Annotated in this window: 16 protein-coding genes; 3 read left to right on the top strand and 13 right to left on the bottom strand. The window is 50.6% G+C overall.

Features of this window, described 5'->3' with window-relative positions:
• Nucleotides 1-6 precede the first annotated feature (6 nt).
• From EI981_RS08290 to EI981_RS08270, 5 genes are all read right to left on the bottom strand, one after another.
• Nucleotides 7-3477: an AAA family ATPase gene (locus EI981_RS08290; RefSeq protein WP_126997137.1), complete on the bottom strand. Its 3471-nt coding sequence runs from the start codon at nucleotides 3475-3477 to the stop codon at nucleotides 7-9.
• The gene (locus tag EI981_RS08285) at nucleotides 3474-4658 is read right to left on the bottom strand and encodes an exonuclease SbcCD subunit D (RefSeq protein WP_126997135.1); all 1185 of its coding nucleotides are present in this window, start codon (nucleotides 4656-4658) and stop codon (nucleotides 3474-3476) included. The genes EI981_RS08290 and EI981_RS08285 overlap by 4 nt, the downstream gene beginning before the upstream one ends.
• A gap of 253 nt (nucleotides 4659-4911) precedes the next feature.
• Entirely contained in the window at nucleotides 4912-9090 is a 4179-nt protein-coding gene (gene addA, locus EI981_RS08280; RefSeq protein WP_126997133.1) for a helicase-exonuclease AddAB subunit AddA, read from the bottom strand.
• Nucleotides 9087-12617: a helicase-exonuclease AddAB subunit AddB gene (gene addB, locus EI981_RS08275; RefSeq protein WP_126997131.1), complete on the bottom strand. Its 3531-nt coding sequence runs from the start codon at nucleotides 12615-12617 to the stop codon at nucleotides 9087-9089. Before addB ends, addA begins: the two co-directional genes overlap by 4 nt.
• A 216-nt stretch (nucleotides 12618-12833) precedes the next feature.
• Nucleotides 12834-13883, bottom strand: coding sequence for a 2,3-butanediol dehydrogenase (locus EI981_RS08270; protein WP_126997129.1), 1050 nt, complete (start codon nucleotides 13881-13883; stop codon nucleotides 12834-12836).
• A gap of 246 nt (nucleotides 13884-14129) precedes the next feature.
• Here EI981_RS08270 and EI981_RS08265 point away from each other — a divergent pair, with 246 nt between their 5' ends.
• Nucleotides 14130-15158 carry a LacI family DNA-binding transcriptional regulator gene (locus EI981_RS08265; protein ID WP_126997127.1) on the top strand — a complete coding sequence of 343 codons (1029 nt, stop codon included), beginning with the start codon at nucleotides 14130-14132 and terminating at the stop codon, nucleotides 15156-15158.
• 466 nt (nucleotides 15159-15624) lie between these two features.
• Here EI981_RS08265 and EI981_RS08260 read toward each other — a convergent pair whose 3' ends face one another.
• Nucleotides 15625-17046: an aminotransferase-like domain-containing protein gene (locus EI981_RS08260; protein ID WP_126997125.1), complete on the bottom strand. Its 1422-nt coding sequence runs from the start codon at nucleotides 17044-17046 to the stop codon at nucleotides 15625-15627.
• Between the two features lie 140 nt (nucleotides 17047-17186).
• Between EI981_RS08260 and EI981_RS08255 the strand changes: the two genes are divergently transcribed.
• Nucleotides 17187-18089, top strand: coding sequence for a DMT family transporter (locus EI981_RS08255; protein ID WP_126997123.1), 903 nt, complete (start codon nucleotides 17187-17189; stop codon nucleotides 18087-18089).
• Between the two features lie 103 nt (nucleotides 18090-18192).
• Here EI981_RS08255 and EI981_RS08250 read toward each other — a convergent pair whose 3' ends face one another.
• Nucleotides 18193-19563 carry a class I SAM-dependent rRNA methyltransferase gene (locus EI981_RS08250; RefSeq protein ID WP_126997121.1) on the bottom strand — a complete coding sequence of 457 codons (1371 nt, stop codon included), beginning with the start codon at nucleotides 19561-19563 and terminating at the stop codon, nucleotides 18193-18195.
• Nucleotides 19564-19971: 408 nt separating this feature from the next.
• On the opposite strand from EI981_RS08250, the gene EI981_RS08245 reads away from it, so the two are divergent.
• Complete coding sequence (locus EI981_RS08245; RefSeq protein WP_126997119.1) at nucleotides 19972-20949, top strand: Na/Pi cotransporter family protein; 978 nt, start codon at nucleotides 19972-19974, stop codon at nucleotides 20947-20949.
• A 10-nt stretch (nucleotides 20950-20959) separates the two neighbouring features.
• Here EI981_RS08245 and EI981_RS08240 read toward each other — a convergent pair whose 3' ends face one another.
• The 6 genes from EI981_RS08240 to EI981_RS08215 all read right to left on the bottom strand — a co-directional run bounded on the left by EI981_RS08240 (nucleotide 20960) and on the right by EI981_RS08215 (nucleotide 25780).
• Nucleotides 20960-21394, bottom strand: a complete 435-nt coding sequence (locus tag EI981_RS08240) for an NUDIX hydrolase (protein WP_126997117.1) — start codon at nucleotides 21392-21394, stop codon at nucleotides 20960-20962.
• Nucleotides 21395-21531: 137 nt separating this feature from the next.
• Nucleotides 21532-22872 carry a tRNA (N(6)-L-threonylcarbamoyladenosine(37)-C(2))-methylthiotransferase MtaB gene (gene mtaB / locus EI981_RS08235; RefSeq protein ID WP_126997115.1) on the bottom strand — a complete coding sequence of 447 codons (1341 nt, stop codon included), beginning with the start codon at nucleotides 22870-22872 and terminating at the stop codon, nucleotides 21532-21534.
• Between the two features lie 2 nt (nucleotides 22873-22874).
• The gene (locus tag EI981_RS08230) at nucleotides 22875-23639 is read right to left on the bottom strand and encodes a 16S rRNA (uracil(1498)-N(3))-methyltransferase (protein WP_126997113.1); all 765 of its coding nucleotides are present in this window, start codon (nucleotides 23637-23639) and stop codon (nucleotides 22875-22877) included.
• A gap of 186 nt (nucleotides 23640-23825) precedes the next feature.
• The gene (locus EI981_RS08225; RefSeq protein ID WP_126997111.1) at nucleotides 23826-24518 is read right to left on the bottom strand and encodes a site-2 protease family protein; all 693 of its coding nucleotides are present in this window, start codon (nucleotides 24516-24518) and stop codon (nucleotides 23826-23828) included.
• A 4-nt stretch (nucleotides 24519-24522) separates the two neighbouring features.
• A complete protein-coding gene (prmA, locus tag EI981_RS08220; protein WP_126997109.1) occupies nucleotides 24523-25491 on the bottom strand; it encodes a 50S ribosomal protein L11 methyltransferase in 969 nt (322 codons plus the stop codon).
• Nucleotides 25492-25600: 109 nt separating this feature from the next.
• Nucleotides 25601-25780, bottom strand: coding sequence for a YfhD family protein (locus EI981_RS08215; RefSeq protein ID WP_162616134.1), 180 nt, complete (start codon nucleotides 25778-25780; stop codon nucleotides 25601-25603).
• Nucleotides 25781-25847 lie beyond the last annotated feature (67 nt).

The raw sequence follows: 25847 nt of genomic DNA, 5'->3' as shown, positions 1-25847 counted from the left end.
CTAAGACTACATTCTCTCCACGACAACCTTAGAACCTTCGCCGCCACTCTCCGCCGGTATAACAACAAGCTTGCGTACCAGTCGTGCCCGCAGCTCGGCCACATGTGTAATGATTCCGACCGAGAGGTGATCATGATGAAGATGCTCCAGAGAAGTAATTACCGTATCCAGTAATTCAGGGTCGAGTGTGCCAAATCCTTCATCCAGGAAAAAGAATTGCAGTGGATATTTGCCACGAAGCTGAATTTGTGCAGACAACGCCAGTGCAAGCGCCAGCGAGGTCAGAAATGTCTCTCCACCGGACAGCGTCCCTACCGGCCGCTTCACACCTCCATTTGCGTCATCGCAAATGACAAAGCCTCCGCCCGAATCTGTCTCCAGAGAATATCGCTGCTTCGTTAGCGAGCGGAGACGCTGGGAGGCCGCATGGCTGACATTCATCAACTGTTCCTCAGCAACATATTCAACGAAGGCGTTGCCGCGAAGCGTCGTCTGCAGCTTGGCCATTAATCCAGCCTGATGCTCAAGGTCTAGTCGTCTAACCTCAAGCTCCTTCCAGCGCACATGCCGCGAAGCCAAATCCTCCAGATCACGCTCCGAACGAGCCTGACCTTGTAGAGCCGCCTCATCCTGCTGTTTGGCCAGCGACAACGCAAGCTGACAGGCCTCCCAGTCCGCCTGATCAACCATCCGGCCATTCAGCCTGACATCCAGTTCCTTCAGGCGGATCTTGTGTTCAAGCTGCTCATCTCTGTGTACCTTAATCCGCTGTGCACTCGCTTCCGACTGTTCCGCACTCATTAACGCTTCCACCGCTTCCTGCTCTGTGGCAAATGGCGACGCAGCCAATTGCTCCGAGCAGCGCTCTGCCCAGTATTGCTCCTGCTCTCGGGCGGATACCGCCGCCTGATTAGCCGAAGCAGCAAGCGTTCCAGCTTCATTGCTGTGGGTAGACGTCTCCAATTGCAGCTTGCGAGTATGCTCAGCGGCTTGGCGCAGTGACTTCAGGGAATTCTCAGCTTCAAGCAGCAGCTGACCTACTTGCTCTGAGCCGATCCAGGTATTTAGCCGCTCCTGCTTCTCTTGCAGCAAAGCCTTTTTCCCTTGCTCCTGTGTCTCCGCCTGTAGCAGCTGTTTATCAAGCTCCACGCCCTTTTGCACTAAACTAGCAATACGAGCCGTTCTCTCTTCAATATAGGGAATGCTAACAGCAAGCCTCTCCCTAACATCTGCAAGCTGGCGGTCCTTGGCCTGAATTTGTTCTTGCAGCTGTCCTACAGAATCGAGAGACAATGGGGGATAGGCTTGCTGCCATGCCCCCAACTTCGTAGTTAATTCCTCAAGAAGCGCTTCGCTCCGTGAGCTCGATTGGTCCAGCAATCCGATAGCAGCAGCCGATTCCGATTGTGTGGCACTGTGTTGCGGCAGCAGGGCAGTCAGATCAGCCTTTGCCTTCCTAGCATCACGCTGTAGCTGTTGTAGAAGAGTACGCAATTGTCCCTGCTTTTCCCCGATTTCAACGATGGACTGCTGAAGCACGCTAAGTGATGTCAAAGGATCAGATTGCTCTGACTCTCCATCCCGCACGGATGGCATAACAGAGGCGGCTGTCTCCTGACGAGCTGTACCCGTCGTTTCGATTAATTCTAGCTCCTCTGCAGCCAGATTCTTTGCTCCACTACTATCTACTCCAAGCAATTCAAGCAGGCTATTCCCCGTGTCCAAATCACGCGACAGCTCGTATTGCAGTTCTTGTATCCGTCCTAGTAGTTCGCCAATCTGCGTCAATTCCGCTTCCTCATCTGCGAACTGTCCTTCTGTTAGAACCATACCGGGATGATGCTCCGAACCGCATACAGGGCACGGCGCCCCTTCCTGCAGCTGCTCCGCCAGGCGGAGGGACCAAATATGCAGCTCGCGTTCTTTCAGCGACGCCTTCAGCTCCGCCTCCAATTGGGTCAGAAGCTGTCGACAAGAGACAGCATCAACGCTAAGCTGCTGTAAATAATAAATCTGCTCTAGTGCCTCTCTCGCTAGATCGTGACAACCAGTCTCAATCAACTGCTTCGCCTGAACCAAATCTTGCAGGCGAAGCGCGGCTTGCTCTGTTCTGACGCGGTACGCCGCTTCTTCCTGAGCTGCGGCAGCTTGCTGCTGCTGCAATCTAGCGATCTCCTGCGCGCTGTGATATGCAGCCTGAATACGCTCCCGCTCATCAGGAGCGACTTCATAGCCAGCACGCTGCTGTTCAAGCTCGCGCTGGCGCTGCTGCGCCTTGGCGAGGAGCTGCTCCTCCTTCGCCTGCTCCGCTCCCAACTGTTCCCGCTTACGCGCCGCTTCTTCGCGTGATACCTGCAGCTGCTTCAGCTCGGCAAGCAGGACATCACATTCCGCTTGCAGGCGTTTGGCCTGCTCCAGCTCGCTCAGCCGCAGCAGCAACGCCGGTTCCTTGGCGGCAAGCTCCAGCCTTGCCAACTCCGCCGCTTCCGCTGCTTGGCTCGCTGCAGCGGAGGCCTCGGTTGCCGCCTGCTTGGCGCTGGCAGCGCTCTGTTCGCGCGTGGCAGTGACCTGCTGCGCTTCCCTCCATGCGGCTAGCGTCGGCCTAAGCGACTCCGCCGCCGCAGCCCGGGCCAGATCGGCTTCCAGCTTCGCGATGTCCACCTCCTGCGCGCGCAGCTCAGCCAGCTTCGCCGCCCGTAGGCCGCGCTCCTCGCTAAGCTCGCGCAGCTTCGCGAGCTCATCCGCCTGCCGCTGCGCAGCAGCAAGCTCTTCCCGCCGCAGCTTGGCAAGCTCCGCTGCTTCCCTCAAAGCGCTCTCCGCTTGCTTCAGCGCCTCCTCCGAGGCGTTGCCCAGGCCCTGCTGCTCCGCCTCCAGCTCCTTTAAGGTCTGGTCGGTCTCCTTGACCTTACGGCTGAGCTTCTGTACAAGCAGATCTCCATACTGCTCCAGATGAAACAGACGCTGCAGCATCTGGCGGCGATCAGCCCCTTTTAGCGACAGAAACTCGGCAAATTTCCCTTGGGGAAGGACGACGGCGCGCGTAAAATCATCCATTTTTAAGCCGATCTTCTCTTCTACAGCACGGGTAACATCCGCCAATTTATCAGCGATCACCCGGTCTCCTTCTTCACTGATCTCCACAATGCGGCTAAGCGTGTTGCTGATCGACAGCTCATTTTGCCGCTTGAAGCGCCGCTCTACCCGGTACCGCTCCACTCCTTGAGCGGATGCTAACTCGAAGGTGAACGAGACAAACAGGCTGTCCTCAGCCTGATTCATAATTCCTTGCGTCCCGCCCGAAGCTCGTCCAACCTTGCCGTACATCGCCAGTGTAATAGCATCCAGAAGCGTCGATTTGCCACTGCCGGTAGGGCCAAAAATACCGAACAAGCCCGTATCGCACAGTTCGGTAAAATCAATCTCCTGCATCTCACGGTAGCTCTGCAGCCCCGCCAATTTTAAAGTGATCGGCTTCAAGCTTGCTCCACCTCCTCGCCATCCTGCTGCTCATCCTCAGCGATGAGCGACATAAACAGATTGACCAACTCCGCTTCCGGCTCAGCACCGCCACTCTGCCGCTGATAGAAACGGCGGAACAGCTCATCTACCGGCATCCCTGCGCGGGAGAAGACCTGCTCTTCCGTGTCACGACCTGGATATACCGGACGGATATGTATTATCCCTTCACGCGCCTTGCGAAGCGTCTGAATATCACCCAGCGACATCGCTTCCGTTAAGTTGATCTCAAGATCGATGAACGCATTGGCATCCCTGCCTTCTTCCAGCCAACGCCGTACTTCGTCTAATCCGCCGCGGCATGCCCAACGCACGAGAGGTCGACCGCTCGTCAAATACAACTCTCTGGCTATCGGCTCCTCTCCTGGAGCAATATCCAGCAGCATCACCGATTTGGCTTGTCCTGCTTCCGAGAAGCTATATGCCAGCGGCGAGCCACTGTAGCGCATCATGCTGCCCGCTTTGACCGCCTGAGGGCGATGCAGATGTCCAAGCGCCGTATACTGCGCTCCAACATCCAATGCAGAAGGATCCACCGTATAAGCGCCGCCGACCTGGATCGGTCTTTCCGAATCGCTCTCCAGACCACCCAGGACATAAATATGGCTCATCGCCAAATTGACGGTGTCCGGACGATAAGCCTCGGCAAGCTGCCTCATTAATCTTCCAACCTTCGCACTATACGCGAGGCGCAGTTCAGCCTCATCACTCTCACCAGCCAGCAGCTCGGACAGACGCGATTCTGAAGGATACGGCAGAGCAGCGATCGTGGCGATCTCTCCCGTACGCGGCACCTGAACTTTGACCGCTTCGACGGACGGCAAGCCCACCAAGTGGATTCCTCGCCGAGATACTAAAGGCGAGACAGAGGCGACCCGCTCCGGTTGGTCATGGTTGCCGGCGATCACAATGAGCTGCCTTCCATTCTCCGCAAGCCGTGCAGCCGCATCATAGAACAGGGATTCCGCCGCCGCAGGCGGATTAACACTATCGTAGACATCCCCCGCCATCAGTATGACATCGACCTGCTCCGCCTCCGAGATCGAGACCAGCTCGTCCAGGAACTGCTCCTGCTCCGGCAAGCGGCTTCTGCCCTCAAGCGTACGTCCCAAATGCCAATCCCCCGTATGCAAAATACGCACTCATTCATCTCCCCTTTCAACTCTATTACTCTACGAAACTAACACTACTGGAACACGCTATTTTCACAAAAACATAATAATTTCAAATCTAACGAAACAACATATCGTTATCTAGACGAAATCATCGCTTTATCCACATTTTTGCAGTCAATAACGATACCCTGTTTCGTTAGAGTTTATACACGTTACATTAGGAGACTACAGCTAAGCTAACCAGCCGTAGTCTATCCTATCTATTTCATCAAAGCTTGTCTCACAGCTTAATCACGTCGCCGCTATCAATGAAATACAACCATTTCTCATCTACCGGGACGCCCGTAATATCTTTAATGGCCTTGGCATACAGATCCAATTGGAAGCGATAGAACTCTGCCAATGCCTCTACTCCGCCGCGGTGCTCCAGCACCTTGTCGCTCTTGTAATCCAGCAAATACTGTTTGCCATCTGCGAAAAACAAACAGTCAACAACCCCTTGAATCAGAACCGTCTCGCCGTCCAGTCCAGGAAGCGCATTTAGCCTATCAGGATCTGGTGTCCTGTCAGCCTCGCTATCAAGTGAATTTACACTATCTTTAACCAAGCTATTAGGAGCTTTATCCACTATATTCCCGCTAGTTTCAGACAGCGTTACTGGCCCAGCAAATAGCTCCGCTAAAGGCGCTAGAGTCGGATACGCCTCGGTAGCTGACAATCCATAGCTAAACGGCAGCTCGCGCTTAACCCAATCCGCACGGTCCAGTAATTTCCCGACCGGGCTATTCCAGAATTCAGCGATACGAGCCGTATCAATCTCTGCAGCCTGCTCTACCGTCATAATCCTCTTCTCGATTAATGACTGCAGCAGTTCAGCAACGACAGCTTCATCTCTACCTTTATCAAAGGGCAAATGCTGCATAACTGTATGATACGCAGTTCCGCGTTCCGTTGGCGTCAATTTGGCCTGCTCCATGAAGCGAGGTCTGCGCAGATGCAATTTGAAATCCACCTGCTCCGCATTTTGGGACATTTCCTGCTTCATTTCAGCTGTGGTGAACAGATTGGCCCCACTTTCTTCCTCGGTTTGATGCCATGTTTTCATCTCGGTTACCGATGTCTTTGCAGAGATCCGTGTAGCTGCCGTATGTGGGTATACCCAATTCAATCGAGACTCAATCAGACGGTCAAGCTCATCTCGTCCGAAATCCGTCCTTGCCCCTTCATCAGCCGTCAGCACATTCAAGCCGAATTCTTCGACAGCTCCGCCCATCCCCGCTGCCGCAGCTTCAATATGTGCCGTCGGTACTGCTACCTCTTGTGCGCTTACCAGTTCAATCGTCCAAGCCGCTGAACCGTCAGCAAGCGCTGCGCTTGTTGTCTCCGGCAGTCCTCCGAACCTGCGCAGCTCAGAAGCTGCAGCATGTCGTATCAGCGCCGGGCCGATCCAATCAAGATAGCAACGGCCTCGCACAAGCACATAGTCTGGCAGCCGCTCCTCCTGAACCTCAAGCACACCGCCCCAATTCTGGGCGGACTTGGCCAGATCTTTGACAGACGAGACAAGAATCAGCTTCTCCTTCGGCCGTGTTAAAGCTACATAGAGCACACGCATCTCCTCGGCCAACAGCTCCATCTGTGCCCGTCTGCGGATTGCCAAATTCGGCAGGGTTGGATAACTGACTCTGAGCTCGTTGTCGATGAATTTCGGACCAAAGCCCATCTCTTTATGAATCAGAAAAGGTGCATTCAAATCCTGGCGATTGAACATTCTGGAGAGGCCGGCAACGAATACAACCGGGAACTCTAGACCTTTACTCTTATGAATCGTCATGATGCTGACCGCATCCTCTTGACCCTCAGTCGAGGCAGCAGCGCCCAAGTCTCCTCCATTGTCCTTAAGCCGCTGAATATAGCGAAGGAAGCGGAACAAGCCCCTGGATGAAGTCGCTGATTCATACTGGGTAGCGCGATCATACAGTGAGCGCAGGTTGGACTGTCTCTGAGATCCTCCCGGCAAACCACCAACCCAATCCAAATAACCAGTATCGCGGAAAATCCCCCAGATTAAATTGCTAAGCTCGCCTTCACGGGCACGGTTCCGCCACTCACTGAGTTGACTTAGGAAACGCTGCAGCCTTACGGCCAGTCGTGCTGAGCTTCCATATTCAGTCGAATGGGTCTCATTAGCGCTGCCGATCTTAGCTGCACTCACTACTCTTGTGTTCTCTTCTAGACAGAGATCTTCTGCTGTACCCTCATCCTCCGCAATGATCCAACTATTTTTCGAACCGTTCTCAGTCAGTTCTACTTCTTCGAAATGACCAGGCTCACTCTGAGCGGCATTCAGAACAGCTTCATAGAAATGACCACGCTCGGCTGCAAGGCGTATCTCAGCCAATTCCTCTTCCGAGAAGCCATATAGCGGCGAGCGAAGTACAGCAGCCAGCGGTATATCCTGAAGCGGATTATCGATCACCTGAAGCAACGACAGCATCGTGTCTACTTCAGAAGCCTGGAAATATCCCTGGCTCAACTCAGCCGCAGCCGGTATGCCCTCGCGCCGCAGCTCTTCGATCATGACAGGTGCCCAAGACAGCGTGGATCTGAGCAAAATCGTCATATCCCGATAACCCACCGAACGCATGGCGCGTAACTGCTTATCATAGATTTGCAGCGGAGAGCGTCCGCCTTCGCCAAGCAGCTTGCGGATTCGCTCTGCTATCGCTCGTGCCTCCAGCTGTACAGCCTCAAGCTCGATGGCTTCCTCCGTCTCACCGCTCCCGCTATCTGCTCCATCAGCGCTATCCGCTTCAGTCACAGAAGCCGAACTATCCTTGCTGCGATCGATCAAGAGCAGCTCGGGACGATATTCATCTCCGTCTTGTCCCATCTCAGGAAACCCCTCGCCATACACGAGTTCGGCCCGCTTGTCGTATTCGATCTCCATCGCGCTCTCGTTCATCATCTGTCTGAACAGCATGTTGACCGCATTAACAACTTCTTGGCGGCTGCGGAAGTTCCGGGCCAAGTCGATTCTTAAACCTTGCTCGCCGATCTCGTCCCCGTAGCTACGATACTTCTGTAGGAATAACCCGGGTTCTGCAAGCCGGAACCGATAGATACTCTGCTTCACATCGCCGACCATGAAGCGATTGCCAGGAGCAGTCCGGGCAATCAGGGAGATAATATCCTCCTGAACTGTATTCGTATCCTGATATTCGTCGAGCAGCACTTCATCATATTGGGCCTGATATTCGAGAGCAGCCGCAGATGGCTGTAAATCTCCCGGACTCGAGTCAGGATGCCGCAGGATTTGCAGGCAATAATGCTCCAAGTCAGCAAAGTCAAGCCAGCCTCTGGCTGTCTTGTCCGTACGGTAGCGAGCACCGAACTCAGCAATCAGCTCAGCAAGCTCCTTCATTAGAGGCGCAGATTGATGCAACTCGGCCAAATAAGCCTCTGTAGTGCGTCCGAATAACTGAGTCTGCAGTTCACTGACCAGCTTCTTCGCTTCCTCGCGCAGTGCTTTGGCCCGTTCCTGCAGCAAAGGGTCTGTCTGGTCCTTCTTGCACGGCTTCAGCTTGCCAAAGCTTGCGGATTGAAAGACATCATAAAGCTCGGCCCACGGACGTTCCTGAACCGCAGTCAATAGGCCACCGATCACTTGTATATCATCTTCAAATGTAATCGAGTAGGGCTGGGGACCACCCGGAGCCTCGGTAATCGTACGAGCCTGCCTTAGCAAATCTGCAGCCCCGATCAACGCGAGCTCCGTATCGCGGACAATGCTCTGAACCCACAAGCTGTCCTCAAGTGCAGCCGCATCCGGAGCGGCAAAAGCATCAGCTGCTTCGCGCAGCCATTGTTCCGGCCAAGAATGGCTTTGTGCGAAATCATACAGCTTCAACACCAGGGCGAAAACCGCATCATCACTCCGCTCACCACCAAACCAGTCGACCAAACTTAAGAAGCGGTTCCCGTCCTCCGCTGAGGCATACTTGTCCTCGAACAGCTGCTCCAGAACCTCTTGTCTGAGCAGTGCCGTCTCGCTCTCCGAAGCAATTCGAAATCCCGGATCCAGCGGAATCATAGTGTAATAGCGCTGAATGACTTCCATACAGAAGGAGTGCAGCGTCGTAATTGAAGCGCGCCCGAGCATCGCCAACTGTCGTGTAAGATGTTCGTTGCCCGGATCCTGTGCCAGCTCCTTCTCCAGTGCTTCACGAATCCGCCCTCTCATCTCCGACGCAGCTGCCTTGGTAAACGTAGCAACGAGCAGACGGTCAACATCAAGCGGATGCTCTCGCGAAGACAGCTTGCGGATGATTCTCTCGACCAGCACTGCTGTCTTGCCTGAGCCAGCTGCCGCCGCAACGAGAATATCCCCGCCAGTCAGCGTAATAGCACGCCATTGATCATCGCTCCAGAAGCTTCCTTGCGGCTTCGGTATATTCATTCTCGCTCCTCCTTTCTGCCCAGCTCATCAAACCGTTCCCAAAGCTCATTTTTGCCCGGCTTACTCAACACTTGATAGCCGTTATCCTCATGACTGCCTTCAAATCGGCATAGCGACCGGTAAGAGCAGTAAGTACATGCCGTCTCCGTGCCTAGCCGGTAAGGGGCGATATCTACATTGCCATCGGTAATACGCGTGCCGATATCCGAAATAATGCCGCGCACAGAACCGAGCAAGGATTGCCACTGCTCCAGTGTAGCTACGGCTGCACTGCTATAAAACCCACCATCCGCTTTAACCGCGACTGGCAGAATATCTGAATATCCTTTTTCCAGTTGATCGTCCATCTTGGAGATCACTTCCCGATCAGCCAGCAGTAAGCCCTTCAGCTTAAACCGCTTCAGCATCTCCAATTGGGCCTGTTCGGCGCTCATGCCGTTACTGCTCTGCAGCAGCGGGTTGTGAACATGGAAATAGAGCGTCCCCGCTGGCAGTGCAGGGCGTCCCAGCCAAGTCTCGGCAGAAGATAAGAGTACATCCAAATACGTAAGCATCTGTAGCGATAAGCCGTAGTACACTTCATGCAGTCGCAGATCCGTCTGACTTGATTTATAGTCAATGACACGCAGCAGCAAGCCTTGATCGCTCTCCGCCATATCTACGCGGTCGATTCTGCCCACGATCTCCATAACACAGCCGTTAGGCAATTGAAAAGTCAGCGGCGGCAATGTACGTCCCGGACCGAAGTCCATCTCCAGCCCGATCGGCTCAAAGCTGCCACGTCGTGATTGCTCGCCCAGAATAATAGAAGCGCGGCCGACGATATTCTTCAGCTTGCGTGTAATATAGCCATAGCGATGCGAGCTGAGCAGAATTTCCCCCTGCAGCTTGGGAGCCAGCTTGTCTACTGCAGACTCAGCCTCCTGCAAGCATTCCTCTGTCGTCAGACTTCCCCAGCTCCGATTCTGATCTTTGAAATTGAGGGCCATCATGCTCAGCGCAGCGTGAAATAACTGGCCGATGTCGGGTGCCTGTAGCCGGTAAACTTGTCTTTCCTTCAATTTCAAGCCGTAAGCGGCAAAGTGTGAGAACGGACAGGCCGAAAACTTCTCCATCCTAGACACGCTTGTCCGCAGTCTTTTGCCATACAGCTTATGACTGGTTGCAAGGGTAAGTCCGTTAGCGCGATTACGATAATTTAAGGAGCCGAGCAGAAACTCCGTTGCATCCTGCCACTCTTCCCTGGTTCTGTACCATTCAAGCACTCGCCACCATACTGGAAACACTTCCAGACCCGCCCTCCAACTCCGTAGCTGCGCGATCAGATTGGTTAAAGTAGGAAGGGGCCGATGTATATGCTCAAGTTGACTGTTCAGTGATTCGCTTACGTCAGTCCCTCTGTTAAGATAACCCTCCTGCAAAGTCGGGAAGATTCTTTTCATCTGGCGTATTACCTCGGATGGAAGCAGCGGCTTGCCCTCCTCATCCGCGATAGGGTAACTCAGCCATAAAGAATGGCTAGCAGCCGTGATAGCCCCATAAATTAGAAATCTCTCATCAAGCAGCCTACGTGTCATTCCCGGGGCCAGTTCAAGGCCGATTTCACTTAGCCTTACGCGTTCCTGGTCACTCAGCACCCCTTCTTCCTGCAAATTCGAAGGCATAATTCCTTCATTAATGCCAAGTAGGAAAGCATGTTTGACATGGCTTGTCTGAGTCCGGTCCGTACTCCCGACTAACACTTGATCCAGGGCAGGCGGAACCAGGCCCAGCTTCAAATCCTTGAGCCCTGTCTCCAGTATGCCAGAGAACATCTCAAGCTCCAGCTCCGCATCGCCCATCATCTCTACGATCTGGTCAAGCAATCCGAGTACAGCGTCCCAGAGCTGGCGATGCTCCAGTGCAAGCTGCGGTTGACCCTGCACAAGCGCGGTATGAGCCATCGTATCGAGTCGCTGCGGCGCTTCGACTTGCTCCAACAGCTGATAGACGGCTGCGCACATCTCACGTACATTTCCCGAACGTTTAAGCCGCCTTTCGAAAGTAGACAGCGGTGTACTAATCAGGCTTCTGCACTGTTCCAGACGATGAAGCTGTCTATTATCAGACATTCCCTCTCCATTCGTATCCTGGGTCAGTTCTAGCGATAGACTCGGGGCATTCTTCCATGGTCGTCCATCATACCAGCGATAGCCCTGAATTCCACTGGCAAGCACATAATTCTCTAGTACATCCATATCCTCACGTGTGAGACTGCCATCCAGGGGAAGCAGGAACTCACTCTTGACGCAGCGGAACACATCCTCATAGCGCCAAAACCGCAGTACCACATCCAGCGCACCACGAATGAACTCCATTAACGGGTGATGGAGAATGCTCGTTTTTTTATCCATAAAGAACGGGATTCCGTAATCCGCGAACACAGGACGAATCACATGCTCATAATCCTGCAAATTCCGCACAAAAATAGCCATATCACGCCACCGGGCATCCTCATCCCGGGCCAGTCTCACCATCTCGCGAGCCGCTCCTTCTACCTCGGCCAATCTATTCGCGGCTCCGTGTATATGAAGCGATTTAGACATATCTCTGGGCGCTGCATCCTCTCGCCACGGTATACGGCGTTCATACGCATACTCCAGATAGGAGAGCGTCTCACTCCCTTTGAATCTAGGATAAGGGCTAGTATCCAGCAGCACAGTATTCTTAACCTCAATACCTGCTGTCAGTGCCATATCGCGAAGCATCATATATGTAACCGCCGTCGGATAGAACAAATTAAGCTCATGCGGCGGTAATCCGTCATCATAAACGCGATCCAAGGTCAGGGCTACCGTCACACTTGCGGCCGTCTTCATTAACGCCTTGAGCGCTAAATATTCCTGCGGGGTGAAGGTCTGGAAACCATCGATCCAAATATTCGCACCTCGCAAGTAGGATGATTCTCCCGCCCCTTCCGCAAGCTTGAACACATGGTCCTCAGCATCAATATAAAATTGGGCCAGTTCTGTATCGAATTCCCGGAAAATAATGCTTAGGTCGCTCATCTTGTCTTTTAACAATGATGAAGTTCTAGAGGAACTTTCCAAAAGATCGATATGTTCTTCCAGACGCGAAAAGTCGGCATTATGCTTCTTCAATTCGGTATATAAATCATTCATACGCTCGATCAGACCGAGCTGATCGGCTGATTTCCCGAACAGTTTCAATTCGTCCTGATGGCGTCTGACAATTTTGTAGAGCAGCATTTTCTTGCCTTCCTCACTGATCGGCACAAGCGCCGAACCGCCCGTTTCCTGCATCACCCGCAAGGCAAGACGACGAAACCCTAATACTTGGGCCCGTACCGTCCCATGTATTCCAAGCGTATTTAAAATAGCTTGTTCAATCTGGAAGGTCCCCTGTTCGGGAGCAAGCAGAATCAGCGGCGAACCCGTCGGATTAGAGCGCAATTCCGCGGTGACTGTATCCAGGATCATGCTGCTTTTACCGCTACCCGAGCGGCCGATAATGAATTGAAGTGACATAAAAATTCCTCCTAACGCAACTTGGAGTCCGTTCCAAACGGCGTTAAATCCAATTTATTCGTATTATTCAGTATATCATAGAAAATAAGAATGTACGTTCCTCAATAATTGCCTTCTAGTCAATAGAAGATATCGTCAAAAAAGACGATGGCTCCCAGTCTAGGACCGAGAAACCATCGTCAATATATCTTTTATATGAAATGATACTTTAATTTCTTATTCTGCTTTCACGAGAATCTTCACTTGATTCTTCTCTTTCAGAAGAGCTTCAAAGCCTTCCTCAATAACATCATCGAGCTTGATCCGTTTGGTTACGAGTTTATCAGCCGAGAAGTATCCTTGACCCATCAAGCTGATTACGGCTGGGAACACGTTGCGGTATCCGATGATGCCTTTGATACTGCGTTCCTTCATGACTACATTGTTAGGATGGAGTGCCGCTTCTTTCTCGAAGATGCTGACGATCATCAATTCGCCGCCAATTCTTGTCGAGTTCAGCGCTTGAGTGAACACTGGAGGAACTCCTGTAACTTCGAAAGCAACGTCCACACCGCCATCAGTGCGTTGGTGAAGCTCTTCAACTACATCATATTCTTTAGGATCGATGACGATCGCACCAAGCTCCGTTGCTTTTTGCTTACGTTCAGGAGAAAGCTCAACGGCATAGATCTCCGATGCGCCGGAAGCTTTCAGAGCTTCGATAACGAGCAAGCCGATTGGGCCAGCGCCAAATACAACCGCTTTGTCACCGACTTTAAGTTTGCTCTGACGGACAGCATGAAGCGCAACAGCAGAAGGTTCTACTAAAGCGCCTTGCTCATAGGAAATATTGTCAGGAATTTTATGAACCATTGCTTCGTCTGCAGCTACATATTCGGAGAAACCTCCGCCGCCACCTGCAAGGCCAAGGAAGCCCATGGTGGAGCACAGGTTGTAATAACCGGCTTTACAAGCCTCGCAATGACCACATGCATAAATTGGCTCAACTGTAACACGGTCGCCAGCTTTAAACTTCGTTACTCCTTCACCGACTTCAACAACTTGTCCGGAAAATTCATGTCCCATTACGATAGGAGCCTTTTCTTCGGTAATTGGATGTGGTGTTCCTTCAGGAATAAAGATTGGTCCTGCTGTATATTCATGTAGGTCGCTGCCGCAAATACCGCACCATTCGACCTTGATTTTCACTTTACCCGGTTTAGCAGCCGGTTCTTCAATATTTTCTAAGCGCAAGTCTCTTTGACCATGCCATCTTAGTGCTTTCATCTATTCCATCCCCTTAGATGTATTAAAAATAAAATAAAATTCAGCATATTATCCGGAAATTTATATATCTTTTTCGGAAACGTTTCCTTAACAAACTCTAGCACTTTGCTAGCGGGGTGTCAACGGATATGTTATTTTTAGCTATGATATTATTCACAATAACAAGGGTATGTTATAATAATTTAGTAGCTATTAGGTTAACATTTGTGGAAATGATTTCGAAAATGGTAAGGATGGGGATCCTATTTGGAGAAGAATAAAGTTACGATTGAGGTCGTGGCCGCGAAGGCTGGAGTCGGAATCGCGACTGTCTCTAGAGCTATTAATAATATGGGCGGAATTAGCCCAAAGACGAAAGCCAAGGTACTGGCAGCCGTAGAGGAACTCGGCTTTGTTCCTAATTCGAATGCACAGAATCTGAAGCTTCGCCAGACGAAGCAGATTGCGCTGGCTGTACCTGATATTCGTAACGCTTTTATTCCGGAGATTGCCTACTCGGTCGAACAAGCCGCCAAATATTTCGACTACCGTGTCGTACAAATCAATACTTTAGGCAATGTGAGATCAGAGCTGGAGGTACTGCGTGATATTAAGAAGCTCCATGTGGATGGGCTTATTATTTTGCCCCTGGCTTATCCTAAGACGCTCAAGGATCTCATTAACAAATCCAAGCTGCCCATTTCCATTATCAATTACGGTAAAAAGTTAGATTCCGATACAAAAGCGGACATCGTCAGTCTCTCCACCCAGGAGGGTAAGCTGGCTATGGAGCATCTGATCAGCATTGGAAGAACAAGAATTGCTTACGCGGGTGCGCAGAAGGAGATTATTGAGGAGAGATTTTTCGCGTATGAGGATGCGCTTGATCATGTGGATCCCTCGCTCGTTTATTTCGGGGAGGATTTCTCGCTTCAGACTGGATCAAGAGCTGCCGATCATTTTGTGAACCTGGCCCATATGCCGGATGCGATCTATGCCGGTAACGACATGGTCGCGATCGGACTGCTGAATCGATTCAAGGAACTGGGCATCCGTGTACCTGAAGATATCGCTATTGTAGGAATCGATAACAATATATTATGCACGATAACTGCACCCAAGCTGAGTTCTGTGTCCATTATGGGCTCGGAAGTGGCCAAGGTGGCAACTGAGCTGCTGCTGCAACGCATCCAAGAACAGAAAATCGGACTGTATGAGCGGGTTCAGTTTGAGCCACGTCTCTTCGTCAGAGAGTCCAGTCTAGCCCGAACTCGTACTACCCAACATATTGAATAATGGAGTCCGCTGCAAATAATATAGGGGCTGTCGCAAAAGTTGATTTTCCGACTTCGAGACGCCCCTTTTGTGTGTCCAAAAAACTGGCATTCCCATGTTTTGGCCTGATTACTCGGACATTATTGACCGTTAGCGTCATTCCCTTGGTACTCTGCCCTTGTAACGGACAATTATGTCCATTACAAGAGAGAAATGCCGTGGGAAACCACATTCTTTGCGTCTAATGGTCAAAAATGACCGTTAGACGAGCGAAGTTGTTTTCTCCTTGCTCTAACGGTCATTTTTGACCGCTTGATAAGTGCGATCACGAAAATTTTGGGATTCCCGCACCTCATGTCAGGGGAGAATCGAGAATCCTGATAATTAGCTCTCGTACACTTCGCGAGCTCAACCGGCTTCATCTGCTAAAATGTGGAATTCCCCATGATAAGTGACTCCCCTTGCTACTTGAAGACTGTTGTTGTATTCAAGGAAACAATTCGCTATAGAGGCTAATAAATCTCCTCAGCCCCTCCCGTAATTGCTGCTCATTCAAGTAGGAGTAGCTCATGCGGATGCGTGTATTCATATCCCTCAGTGGGTCACAAATCGAACCTGGCACAAAGGTGATCGATTGCTCCCGAGAACTTGCAAGCAGCCTATCCATGATGGTTGATTCCGGCAGCTGGATCCACAAGTTAAAGCCGCCAGCCGGGCTGCTCCATTGCCAACTGGTGGCTGATAGCTCCTCCTCCATGATTTCCTTGCGTATCGCAAGCGCTATCCGCAGCTTCTCTAAATGCTGTTGCATTCGTTCCGAGAAGAAGTAGTGCAGGAAGATTTTCTGATTCAGCAGCGGCGTACCACTGTCGGACAATGATTTGGCCTTAAGCAAATAATTCATGATCCCCGGTCGGCAGGCAACCATCGCTATGCTCAGGCCCGGAGCAATATATTTACTGAAGCTGCGGATATAGATGACATACCCGGCAGTGTCATAAGTGAAGAACGGCGCAGGTGGAGCCTTTTCAAAATAAATATCCGGATTCGAATCATCCTCGATTAATAGGCATTGATGTTCCGCCGCCATATCAACCAGCCTCTTTCGCTGCTCCGCAGGTACGGTGTATCCCGTCGGATTTTGAAAGGTCGGATTCATATAAAATAGCCGCGGTTTATATTTTTGCATGAGTTCCTCTACCTGCTCCAGACAATACCCGTAAGGGGTAATCTCAATTGGAACAATCTCAGCTCCCTGCCTCTGAAATACGTCGATCGCTGGGCTGTAGGTTGGCCGTTCCAGTAGTACAACGTCTCGCGGTCGGACCAATACTCTGGCGAGCAGATCAATGGCTTCCTGTGAACCGGAAGTGATCAGAATATCCTGACTGCTTAGCTCACAACGATACCGCTCCGTAAAATAATGGCTTAACGCCTCACGCAGCTCCAAATCTCCTTGAGTAGTCGAGTAGGTTCCCAACACCTTCGGATACAGATCGAACACTCTTTTTACATAGTCAGAAAGGTAGCGATTAGGCAGAAGATTTGGATCCAACAACGCTTTCGAGAACTGATAGGAGGCCTGCACCTGGTGGATCTCAGAAAGGTGACTGTCATATACATAAGCTGAAATGATCGGGTCCTGCTGCGCGCCGGGCGGCAGCTCATTGCCGGGTTGGACATAATATCCGGATTTATCCTTCACATACACCATATTATTCTGTTTTAACAATTGATAAGCCTTGAAGACAGTCAGGCGATGTACTGTAAATTCCGTTGCCAGTGCCCGAACGGAGGGAAGCTTCTCATTCGCCTTCCACTCCCCGCGTTTGATCCGCTCTAATAGAAAGTCATATATTTGCTCAAACAGTTTGTCCGAGTTTGCATTCGGAGTAATATGTTTTCCCACAAGCTGCCCTCCTTCTTCCTATACTCTTATTACACATGATGATTATTATGATACCTGTTAGCGGCCAGATCTGTTCTATCCGATGTCATCTGTTCTATTGCCTCCATCTTATTATAAAACAATACTAAGGAGGAATAGACATGGTATTGATAAACTACTTGCTGATGTGTCTTATTTTTGGAACGACCTTTCTCGCCATTAAACTGGGGATTGATGCTGGAGCACCGCCCTTTTTCTCGGCAGGCCTTCGCTTTCTTGCCGCGGGCGGCATTCTACTCTCATACATGGTAGCTAGACGAAGGGCAAGCTTCTCCCTTCTGCTGCGCAAGGAGATGTTATTGACGGGGGCAGGACTAACTTTCGGCGTCTTTGCAACCCTATACTGGGCCGAGCAGTATTTGAGCTCAGGGATTGCGGCCATCTTGTCGGCTACCGCGCCACTAATGATTCTGCTGCTACAAACGTTCCTTACACGGCAGCGGTTGTCCTTAAGTTCAGTAGCAGGCTGTCTTCTGGGCACTGTCGGCATTGTGCTGCTGCTCCTGCCAGGCATTACAATGAGCTTCAGCAAGCTATGGGTGCTTGGATGTGCGGCTGTCCTCTTAGGCCAGGTATTCTATTCGGCCGGCACCGTCTATTCGCGTCGTGTCGTGCAGCGATTCCGGGACGAATCTCCAATCGCTCTGAACGCAGCCCAAATGATATATGGAGGAGCTTTACTGCTCATTCTATCTCTATTCACGGAGAAGGTAGATCCCACGGTGATATTCACTCCACATGCGATTTTACCGCTCTTATACTTAATCGTCTTAGGTTCAATGACCGGACATACTATTTTCTATTGGTTAATTGCCAAGACAAATCCCGTATTCCCGTCGACCTGGCTGTATATTTCGCCGCTTATCGCTTTATGTGTTGGGGCTGTTCTATATGGCGAGCCGATATCGCTTGTATCGGTGTTCGGCGGAATCACGATTATTATCGGAATCATTGTGATCAATCTGGACAACTTGAAAGTCAGAGTAGTACAAATGCGCAAATAGCGATAAAAATCCGGGAGACTCTGCCACGCGAGTCTTCCGGATTTTCATTTAGAGCTAATAGGCCACTTCCCGGATGGAGCGATATGCTTATCCAAGAGAGGGTTCAGAATGTTTTGCTGCGAACTTCGAAGATCGCAAATTTTAGATAGTGCCCTTCATCAACGCCAAGGATTTGCGGATGGTCTTTACCCGCAGCGCGCCACTCTACGAGACGCAATATTTTGCCGGCATCAGAGGCAGCATCTTGGATCGTCTGAAGGAACAAATCAGGACGCATATGGTAAGAACAGCTGGCCGTAACCAGATAGCCGCCTTCATTCACCAGCTTCAGACCCTGTAGATTAATCTCTTTATACCCGCGGCAAGCGCCCTTCACTGCGGATCTCGTCTTAGCAAATGCCGGAGGGTCGAGAATAACGACATCCCAGGTCCTTCCGCCTCCCTCCGTCATTGGCACGGAAGTGTCTACTTTGCCTTCTTTCAATGCGCGGCGGCTCCGTTCATCAATCCCCTTTGCCTGACTACGCAGGTAATCAAAGGCGTCAGCGACGACAAATTCAACACGGTCCGTAAATCCGTTCAATTCCACATTAACTCTCGCGCTTTCAATCGCGTGCTCGGAAATATCGAGACAGGTTACTTTTTTGGCACCATATTTGCATGCATGAAGCGTAAAGCTTCCGGTATGAGAGAAACATTCCAGTACAGTAGCGCCATCCCAATACGGGAAGGTTACTACCTTACCGTTGGAGTTGACCGGCAGGAGCTTAGGCTCTTCTCCAGGCTCGGCAACTTCCTTCAGTTCAATCCCGCTCCGTCTACCCCATCCAGTCATAATCGGCTCAATCGAAGCCCGATTCTCACGCTGATCAAAGAAATACCCTGTCTTTTGCCCTTGCTCGATATCCACCTTAATCTTCAAGCCGTTCTCCAGAATTGTTACGTAACGAGGCGCATCCCCATATAACGGACCCTTCACCTGCTCAAGGCCTTCCATCTCCCGTACAGATACATCGCTTCGTTCGTATATGGCTGTCGGCCCGAGTACCTTCATAAGCGCCTCGACGATCGCCTCCCGGCACTGATCCATACCAAGCGTTAACAGCTGCACGACGAGCACATCGGCGAAGCGGTCCACGATCAGCCCCGGTAGAAAGTCCGCCTCACCATAGACAAGTCGGTAAGCATCTCCATCTACAAATCTCTCTCTATGGTTCAAGCATTCGCTGAATCGCGTGATGAAGAAATCAACATCCATCTTCTCCAACGGCAGGTAGGATACCGCACGTACCGTAATTTGTGAAGCTGGATTGTAGTATCCGGTTGCGAGGAACTTGCGGCGATGGTCATAAATTTGCACCAGACTTCCCGGCTGTGGTTCACCCTCCACAAGTTCAATTTCATTTTTGTACACCCAAGGATGTCCTTGTTCCAAGCGCTTTTTACGGCTTTTGTGTAATATAACGGATGCCAATTGCGTCCACTCCTTCATTTATTTCAATCATTATGATTAGCACTCACTATTGCTTATAATCAGCCCCTCAGTATTCTTCCTAAGGGCATGGATGTCCCAACGGCGGCATATAAGTAACTTGTACACCTATTGTATCGTGATCAAAAGCGAACTTTTCGAACTACCCTTTCAATTAATGTTCAAAAAGTTTGTTTTTCAGCACCGAGAAGGTTGGATGAAGCTAGGGACAGAGGAGCGCAGCGTACGTAGTGGGTACGTGAGCACCTAAGATGTTTCCGGAGGAAACATAACTTCGTAAGCATCTGCTTAGGCCCGGCTGAATTCAAGATTCGATGTCGAGTAAACTCCTAGGTATACCTCGGGATCAAAAGCGAACTTTTTGAACTACCTCTAAAAGGGGGAAGCCGGATGGTACATGATCTTATACTCCCAGTCACCCTAGGACTCGCCCTCTTCCTGTTCGGAATGAAGCTGATGGAAGCGGCGCTCCATGCCTGGGCCGGTCCAAGGCTGATCAAGCTGCTGCACACATCGACGAAGACGCCATGGGCCGGGCTCCTGTCGAGCACATTCATTACCGCAGTTCTCCAGAGCAGCACAGCCATGACCGTAATGACGATCGGGCTGGTTAACGCCGGTCTGCTGTCTTATGCCCGAACGCTCGGCATCATCCTTGGCGGTAATATCGGCACATGCCTAACCACCGAGCTGATCGCTCTGGATATTTCCAGCTATGGGCTACCTCTTCTGACGTTATCTCTGCTGCTATGGGCAGCTGCGGTGATGGGCGAGGAATACAGTCCTGGCGTATACTCCAGTCGTAGGCTTCATTTCCTGCGCCCGCTGCAATACGGATCACTGGCGCTGGCAGGCTTCAGCTTGATTATGATCGCTATACGTTGGATGCAATCGATCGGCCCACAGCTTGAGGCTTACGGTATTATCGACCGTCTGCTGGATCATGCCGGAGACAGCCTGCTATGGGGCGCGCTCGCAGGGGCCGCGGTAACTGCTCTGATCCATAGCAGTGCGGCAGCCATTGCCATGACAATGGGACTCGTCTCCAGCGGCGCACTGCCTGTTCCATTAGGGATCGCCATGGTGATTGGCTCGAACGTAGGTACCTGTGTGACCGCCTTGATTGCTTCCATCGGTGGCACGAAGTCAGGTAAATTCGTGGCCCTGTCCCACGTTATCCTTAACTTGGCTGGAGCTTTATTATTCCTGCCCTTCGTGTCTCTATTGCAAACAGCGGTCTCTTGGGTAACTAACGATGCCGCCGTTCAAATCGCCCATTCTCAAACCCTGTTCAATGTAATCAGTTCCCTGCTTGCCCTGCCATTTTGTTACTTACCGCTATGGAGTAGACTTGATCATAAGACATAGCATGGCTGCGTTATACCCCTGTGACACCGAGCAACTTCAATGCCTTTTCCAATATAAAATCATTGTTATCGTAGCCCTGTCTCCGCTGCTTCTCCCAAGCATCCAGCGGATCATACCAAGCGACACTTCGGATCTCTTCAACCTGAGGTCGAAGCTCGCCGCCCTTGCTCTCGACCAAGTAATAATGAACCTCTTTGTCCACGGGTCCACAAGTGGGGTGGGAATAAGTATACGCGATAATATCGATTAACCGATCGATCCGGCCAATGATGCCGGTCTCTTCACGAATTTCTCGGAGTGCCGTCTGCTCCACGGCCTCGCCTCTTTCCCGTTTGCCCTTGGCGAATGATAACTTGCCGTATCGGTCGGTAATAAGCTGAATTTGCAAATGTCCGCCGTTCATTCTGTACACGACGCCCCCAGCGGATATCTGTTTATATGGCATCACTGAACCTCCTTCACTCCATCTCCACAGAAGAATATTTAACTGTATCCCTCTCTAAATTAACAACAAGGATTTCTTCCCTGCCCAAACAGGGAGAAATCCTTGTCTTCATGTACTATAAGTGGAACAAGCACAAATTAAGCCAGAGCTTGAACCGAATCGTCCAGGACACGTACCAATAAGCCTTCGCTTGTGTTGGCATCCGCCTTGGTTAACTTAACCCGGCATATCTTACCGATCATATCCTGCGAACCTGGGAACCGGATTTTCAAATAATTATCGGCGAACCCCGTCAAATGGCCATCTACAGCCAAAGCCTCCATATCCCGTTCAGGAATGACGTCAAGAACTTGACCTACGAATTTCTCGGCGTAGGCTGACTGCATTGTCTCTGACAATTCGATCAGTTCCTGTACGCGGGCATGCTTGATCTCTTCATCAACTTGATCTTCCATCTTCGCTGCCGGTGTACCTGTCCGAGTGGAATACGGGAATACGTGCATTTCCGAGAATCCGATACGCTTCAAGGTTTCGTAACCGTCGCGGTACATTTCCTCTGTCTCACCAGGGAAACCTACGATAACATCGGTTGTAATCGCTACGTCCGGCATAAACTCGCGGATTCGCTTAATCTTCTGTTCGAATTCTGCCACTGTATATTTGCGCCGCATCCGCTTCAATACGTCGTCGTTGCCAGCCTGAATTGGAATGTGGAAATGACGGCACATTTTCGAGGAACCTTCCAGGACCTCCAGCATTCGGTCATCAATCTGACTCGCTTCGATTGAACTAATGCGAATCCGACCAAGACTCTCGATCTTATCCAGATCCCACAGCAAATCAGGCAGCTTGTAGTCTTCCAGATCATCGCCATATCCGCCAGTATGAATCCCGGTTAATACGATCTCATTATATCCGGCTGCGACGAGCTGACGCGCCTGATTGACAACGCTCTGCGGATCACGACTGCGCGATAGCCCGCGCGCCCAAGGGATAATGCAGAAGGTGCAGAAATTGTTACAGCCCTCCTGGATTTTCAGAAAAGCCCGGGTATGGTCGGCGAAGCTCGGAACATCAAGCTCCTCAAATTCGCGGGTCTTCATAATATTGCGTACTGCATTGATGGGTTCCCTCTGTGCTCTGATCTGGTTCACATAAGGGATAATCTTTTCCCGGTCCTGATTACCGATCACAAGATCGACGCCAGGAATATCCATGATCTCCGCAGGAGAAGTTTGGGCATAACATCCGGTGACCGCGATGATCGCGTTCGGATTGCGCCGTACGGCACGCCGAATAATCTGTCTGCTCTTCTTGTCACCCGTATTGGTAACAGTACAAGTATTAATAAGATACACGTCCGCAGTCTGTTCAAAATCAACTTGCTCGTAACCCTCATTTTTGAACATTTGCCAGATCGCTTCTGTATCGTAAAAGTTCACTTTGCAACCCAAGGTATAAAATGCAACGGATGGCATTCTCAAGCTCCTCCCATTTCTCCAGATTCATACATGATGCAAGTCAGGGCGGCCATCGCCGCCGTCTCCGTCCGCAGTATGCGCCGTCCAAGGCCGATGGATACTGCGCCTGCTTCAACAGCCGCCGTCACCTCAGCCTCCGAGAAGCCACCTTCTGGCCCGACTACAACTGCTATTCTATAAGTTTTTTCTGTCTCAAGCCCCGCAACAAAAGGCCGCAGTGCATCGCGCAGCCCCTGACCATTCTCTTGCTCGTAACACAAGCATACCAGGTCAAAATCTGCGAAAGCAGCGATTAATTCCCGCCAGGAAACAGGTGCCACAACGGCAGGAATTTTACTGCGATGGGCCTGTTCTGCGGCCTCCTTCGCGATTTTGCGCCAGCGCTGAGTACGCTTCTCTTCCTTTTTCATATCATATTGGACCACCGTGCGCTCCGAAATAAACGGCAGAAAAGCCGCCGCACCAATCTCGGTGCATTTCTGAATCACGGTCTCCATCTTGTCACCCTTCGGTAAACTCTGAGCAATTGTTACTTGAAGCCAAGGCTCTCCAGTAGGTTCAAGCTGGCTAACGATCTCAGCTTCAACCTCGCCAGGTTCAATCGAGACGATCTTAACTAGCGCTTCCCGAGATACTCCATCGCTAACGATGAATTCGTCCCCAGGCTTGGAGCGCATTACCTTCCCGATGTGCCGGGCATCGTCGCCAGTAATAACGACCTGCTGCTCTCCGAACTGCTCAGACTCAATAAAATAACGCTGCATTCCTTATCATTCCTCAGCTTAATATGCGTGGTCATAAACCTCTTCAAATTACCATTGTCCATCATACAACTTTTGATACAAGCTTTCCAGTCTATTTGAAAGCCCTCCAGCGCACGATTAGTTCGATATCGAATCCACTTCATACATGACTTCGCGGTCAGAAGTGGACTTTTTAATCTACCTCTATTACCTATAGAAGAGCATATTGAAGAAAGATATAATATTCCCCGACCACGAATACGCCAAATTATAGAGAGGTGCGATCGTGTAACGCTGCATGAAAGGCACAACAAGTATAATTAAAAAGATAATAATAGACCAACTTTCAAACTGCTGCAGCTTGCCAAGCATCCGGCGTGGCACGATATCCTCCAGGATACGATATCCATCCAGCGGAGGCAATGGAATCAGATTGAACAAGAACAGGAAGAAGTTCATGTAGATGAACATTCCGAAGAAAGTATGAAGGGCGATCGAAATTTTACTGTTCCCGTCCATTAACAGATGAGGGATAACCCCGAATCGAAGCAGCACCACGTAAATAAAGGCACCGAGAATCCCGAGCAGCAAATTGCTAAGCGGGCCAGCGATCGAGACGACAACCCCCATCGTACGAGGCTTGCTGAAATTGTCCCGATTGACAGGAACCGGTCTTGCCCAGCCGAATCCAGCGATCAGGAGTAAAATAATCCCCAACAGGTCGAAATGCACCGCAGGATTCAAGGTGACTCTACCCAGCAATTTTGCCGTAGGATCACCGAATTTATTAGCAAAATAAGCATGTGAAAATTCATGTACCGTAAACGCAATTAATAAAGTGATGAGAAAAAAAGGAAGCTGGTCTAGCGGGACACGTAAAATCTGATTCAAAAAATCCATAAATCTACCTCTTTCTCGCGACAAATGCGACCCAGTCTTCTTCCCGCGCCGTTTTCTCAATGTCGAATCCAGCTGTTACGAGCGCCTCCTGTACTATTTGCTCTTTGTTCTTGTAAATTCCCGATGCAATATAATAGCCACCAGGCTGCAGAGCTTCGTATACGTCCTCAATGAAGAGCAGTATAATCTCTGCCAAAATATTCGCAACCACAACACGGATCGGAAGCTTAACGTCCAGCTTGAACCGTTCTCCCTGCTTCAAAACAGAGAGCAGATCACTCTCGACGACTTGAATGCGATCCTCAAGCTGATTCAGCTTAGCATTCTCCATCGCACTTGTTACTGCAATGGGATCAAGGTCTAATGCTAGCACTCGGGAAGCCCCTAACTGGCAAGCACCGATCGCCAAAATACCAGAACCTGTTCCAACATCAATAACCTCGTCCCCTTCCTGGATAACTCCTTCCAAGGTACGCAAGCACAGTGAAGTGGTTGGATGTGTGCCTGTTCCAAAGGCCATTCCTGGATCAAGTTCAATAATCTTTTCATCTACAGATTGTGGCTCATAATCTTCCCAGGTTGGTTTTATCGTCAGCTTCTCCGACACGCGCAGCGGCTTGAAATACTGCTTCCAGTTATTCGCCCAATCATCCTCATGTACATCTCTGACTGTAATTTCGGCCTTGCCTGGATCAATATTAAAAACACGAAGCTCTTCCGTACGTTCCTTCACTTGCTCTATAACCTCGTCCATATCAGAGCCCTGTGCAAAGTATCCACTAATCTTCGCTTCACCTTCGGGGATATCATTCGGTGGAATCTCGAACCATTGCCCAAGCGATGTATCTCTAGGCTTGCTGTTGTCAACGTGCTCCTCAATCGTCACACCGCCGGCCCCGGCTTCGTGCAGAAAATTAGAGACCATTTCCACAGCTTCCTCAGTAGTATGTATAGTAAGTTCTTTCCAGATCATCGTATGATTTCCTCCTTCGCATTCATGCATAAGATTTATTGTACTATAGAATGTGGCAAGTTGACAAAAAAGCCGCATACGCGGCTTTTCGGTCAGTGTTCTATGAACGTTATGGATTCAATTTCTTACGATGCTGCATACGAGCGTCCGCCCGTTCACTCCGCTCCAACGCTTCCCAATCTTCCTGATCGGCATGATCTTCGGAGAATTCTACATCTTCATAACGGCTATCGGCTCCTGCTACAGCAGGGCTCTTCCTATGATTGTGACCCGATTGCGAGTGATTCAAATTCAATCTCTCCTTCTCGTGATTTCTTATGTGGCTTTTTTGATCATGCTTAGTTATATCCCTCATC

It is taken from the genome of Paenibacillus lutimineralis (assembly GCF_003991425.1).
GTDB classification, from domain to species: Bacteria; Bacillota; Bacilli; order Paenibacillales; family Paenibacillaceae; genus Fontibacillus; species Fontibacillus lutimineralis.
The sequence above is the reverse complement of the archived record's forward strand: the minus strand, read 5'-3'. Positions and strand labels throughout refer to the sequence as shown.

Coding starts and splice junctions, on each gene's coding strand:
- addA (WP_126997133.1), bottom strand. CDS start 9,090: ATGAATATACCGAAGCCGCAAGGAAGCTTCTGGAGCGATGATCAATGG.
- addB (WP_126997131.1), bottom strand. CDS start 12,617: ATGTCACTTCAATTCATTATCGGCCGCTCGGGTAGCGGTAAAAGCAGC.
- EI981_RS08270 (WP_126997129.1), bottom strand. CDS start 13,883: ATGAAAGCACTAAGATGGCATGGTCAAAGAGACTTGCGCTTAGAAAAT.
- EI981_RS08255 (WP_126997123.1), top strand. CDS start 17,187: ATGGTATTGATAAACTACTTGCTGATGTGTCTTATTTTTGGAACGACC.
- EI981_RS08245 (WP_126997119.1), top strand. CDS start 19,972: ATGGTACATGATCTTATACTCCCAGTCACCCTAGGACTCGCCCTCTTC.
- EI981_RS08240 (WP_126997117.1), bottom strand. CDS start 21,394: ATGCCATATAAACAGATATCCGCTGGGGGCGTCGTGTACAGAATGAAC.
- mtaB (WP_126997115.1), bottom strand. CDS start 22,872: ATGCCATCCGTTGCATTTTATACCTTGGGTTGCAAAGTGAACTTTTAC.
- EI981_RS08230 (WP_126997113.1), bottom strand. CDS start 23,639: ATGCAGCGTTATTTTATTGAGTCTGAGCAGTTCGGAGAGCAGCAGGTC.
- EI981_RS08225 (WP_126997111.1), bottom strand. CDS start 24,518: ATGGATTTTTTGAATCAGATTTTACGTGTCCCGCTAGACCAGCTTCCT.
- prmA (WP_126997109.1), bottom strand. CDS start 25,491: ATGATCTGGAAAGAACTTACTATACATACTACTGAGGAAGCTGTGGAA.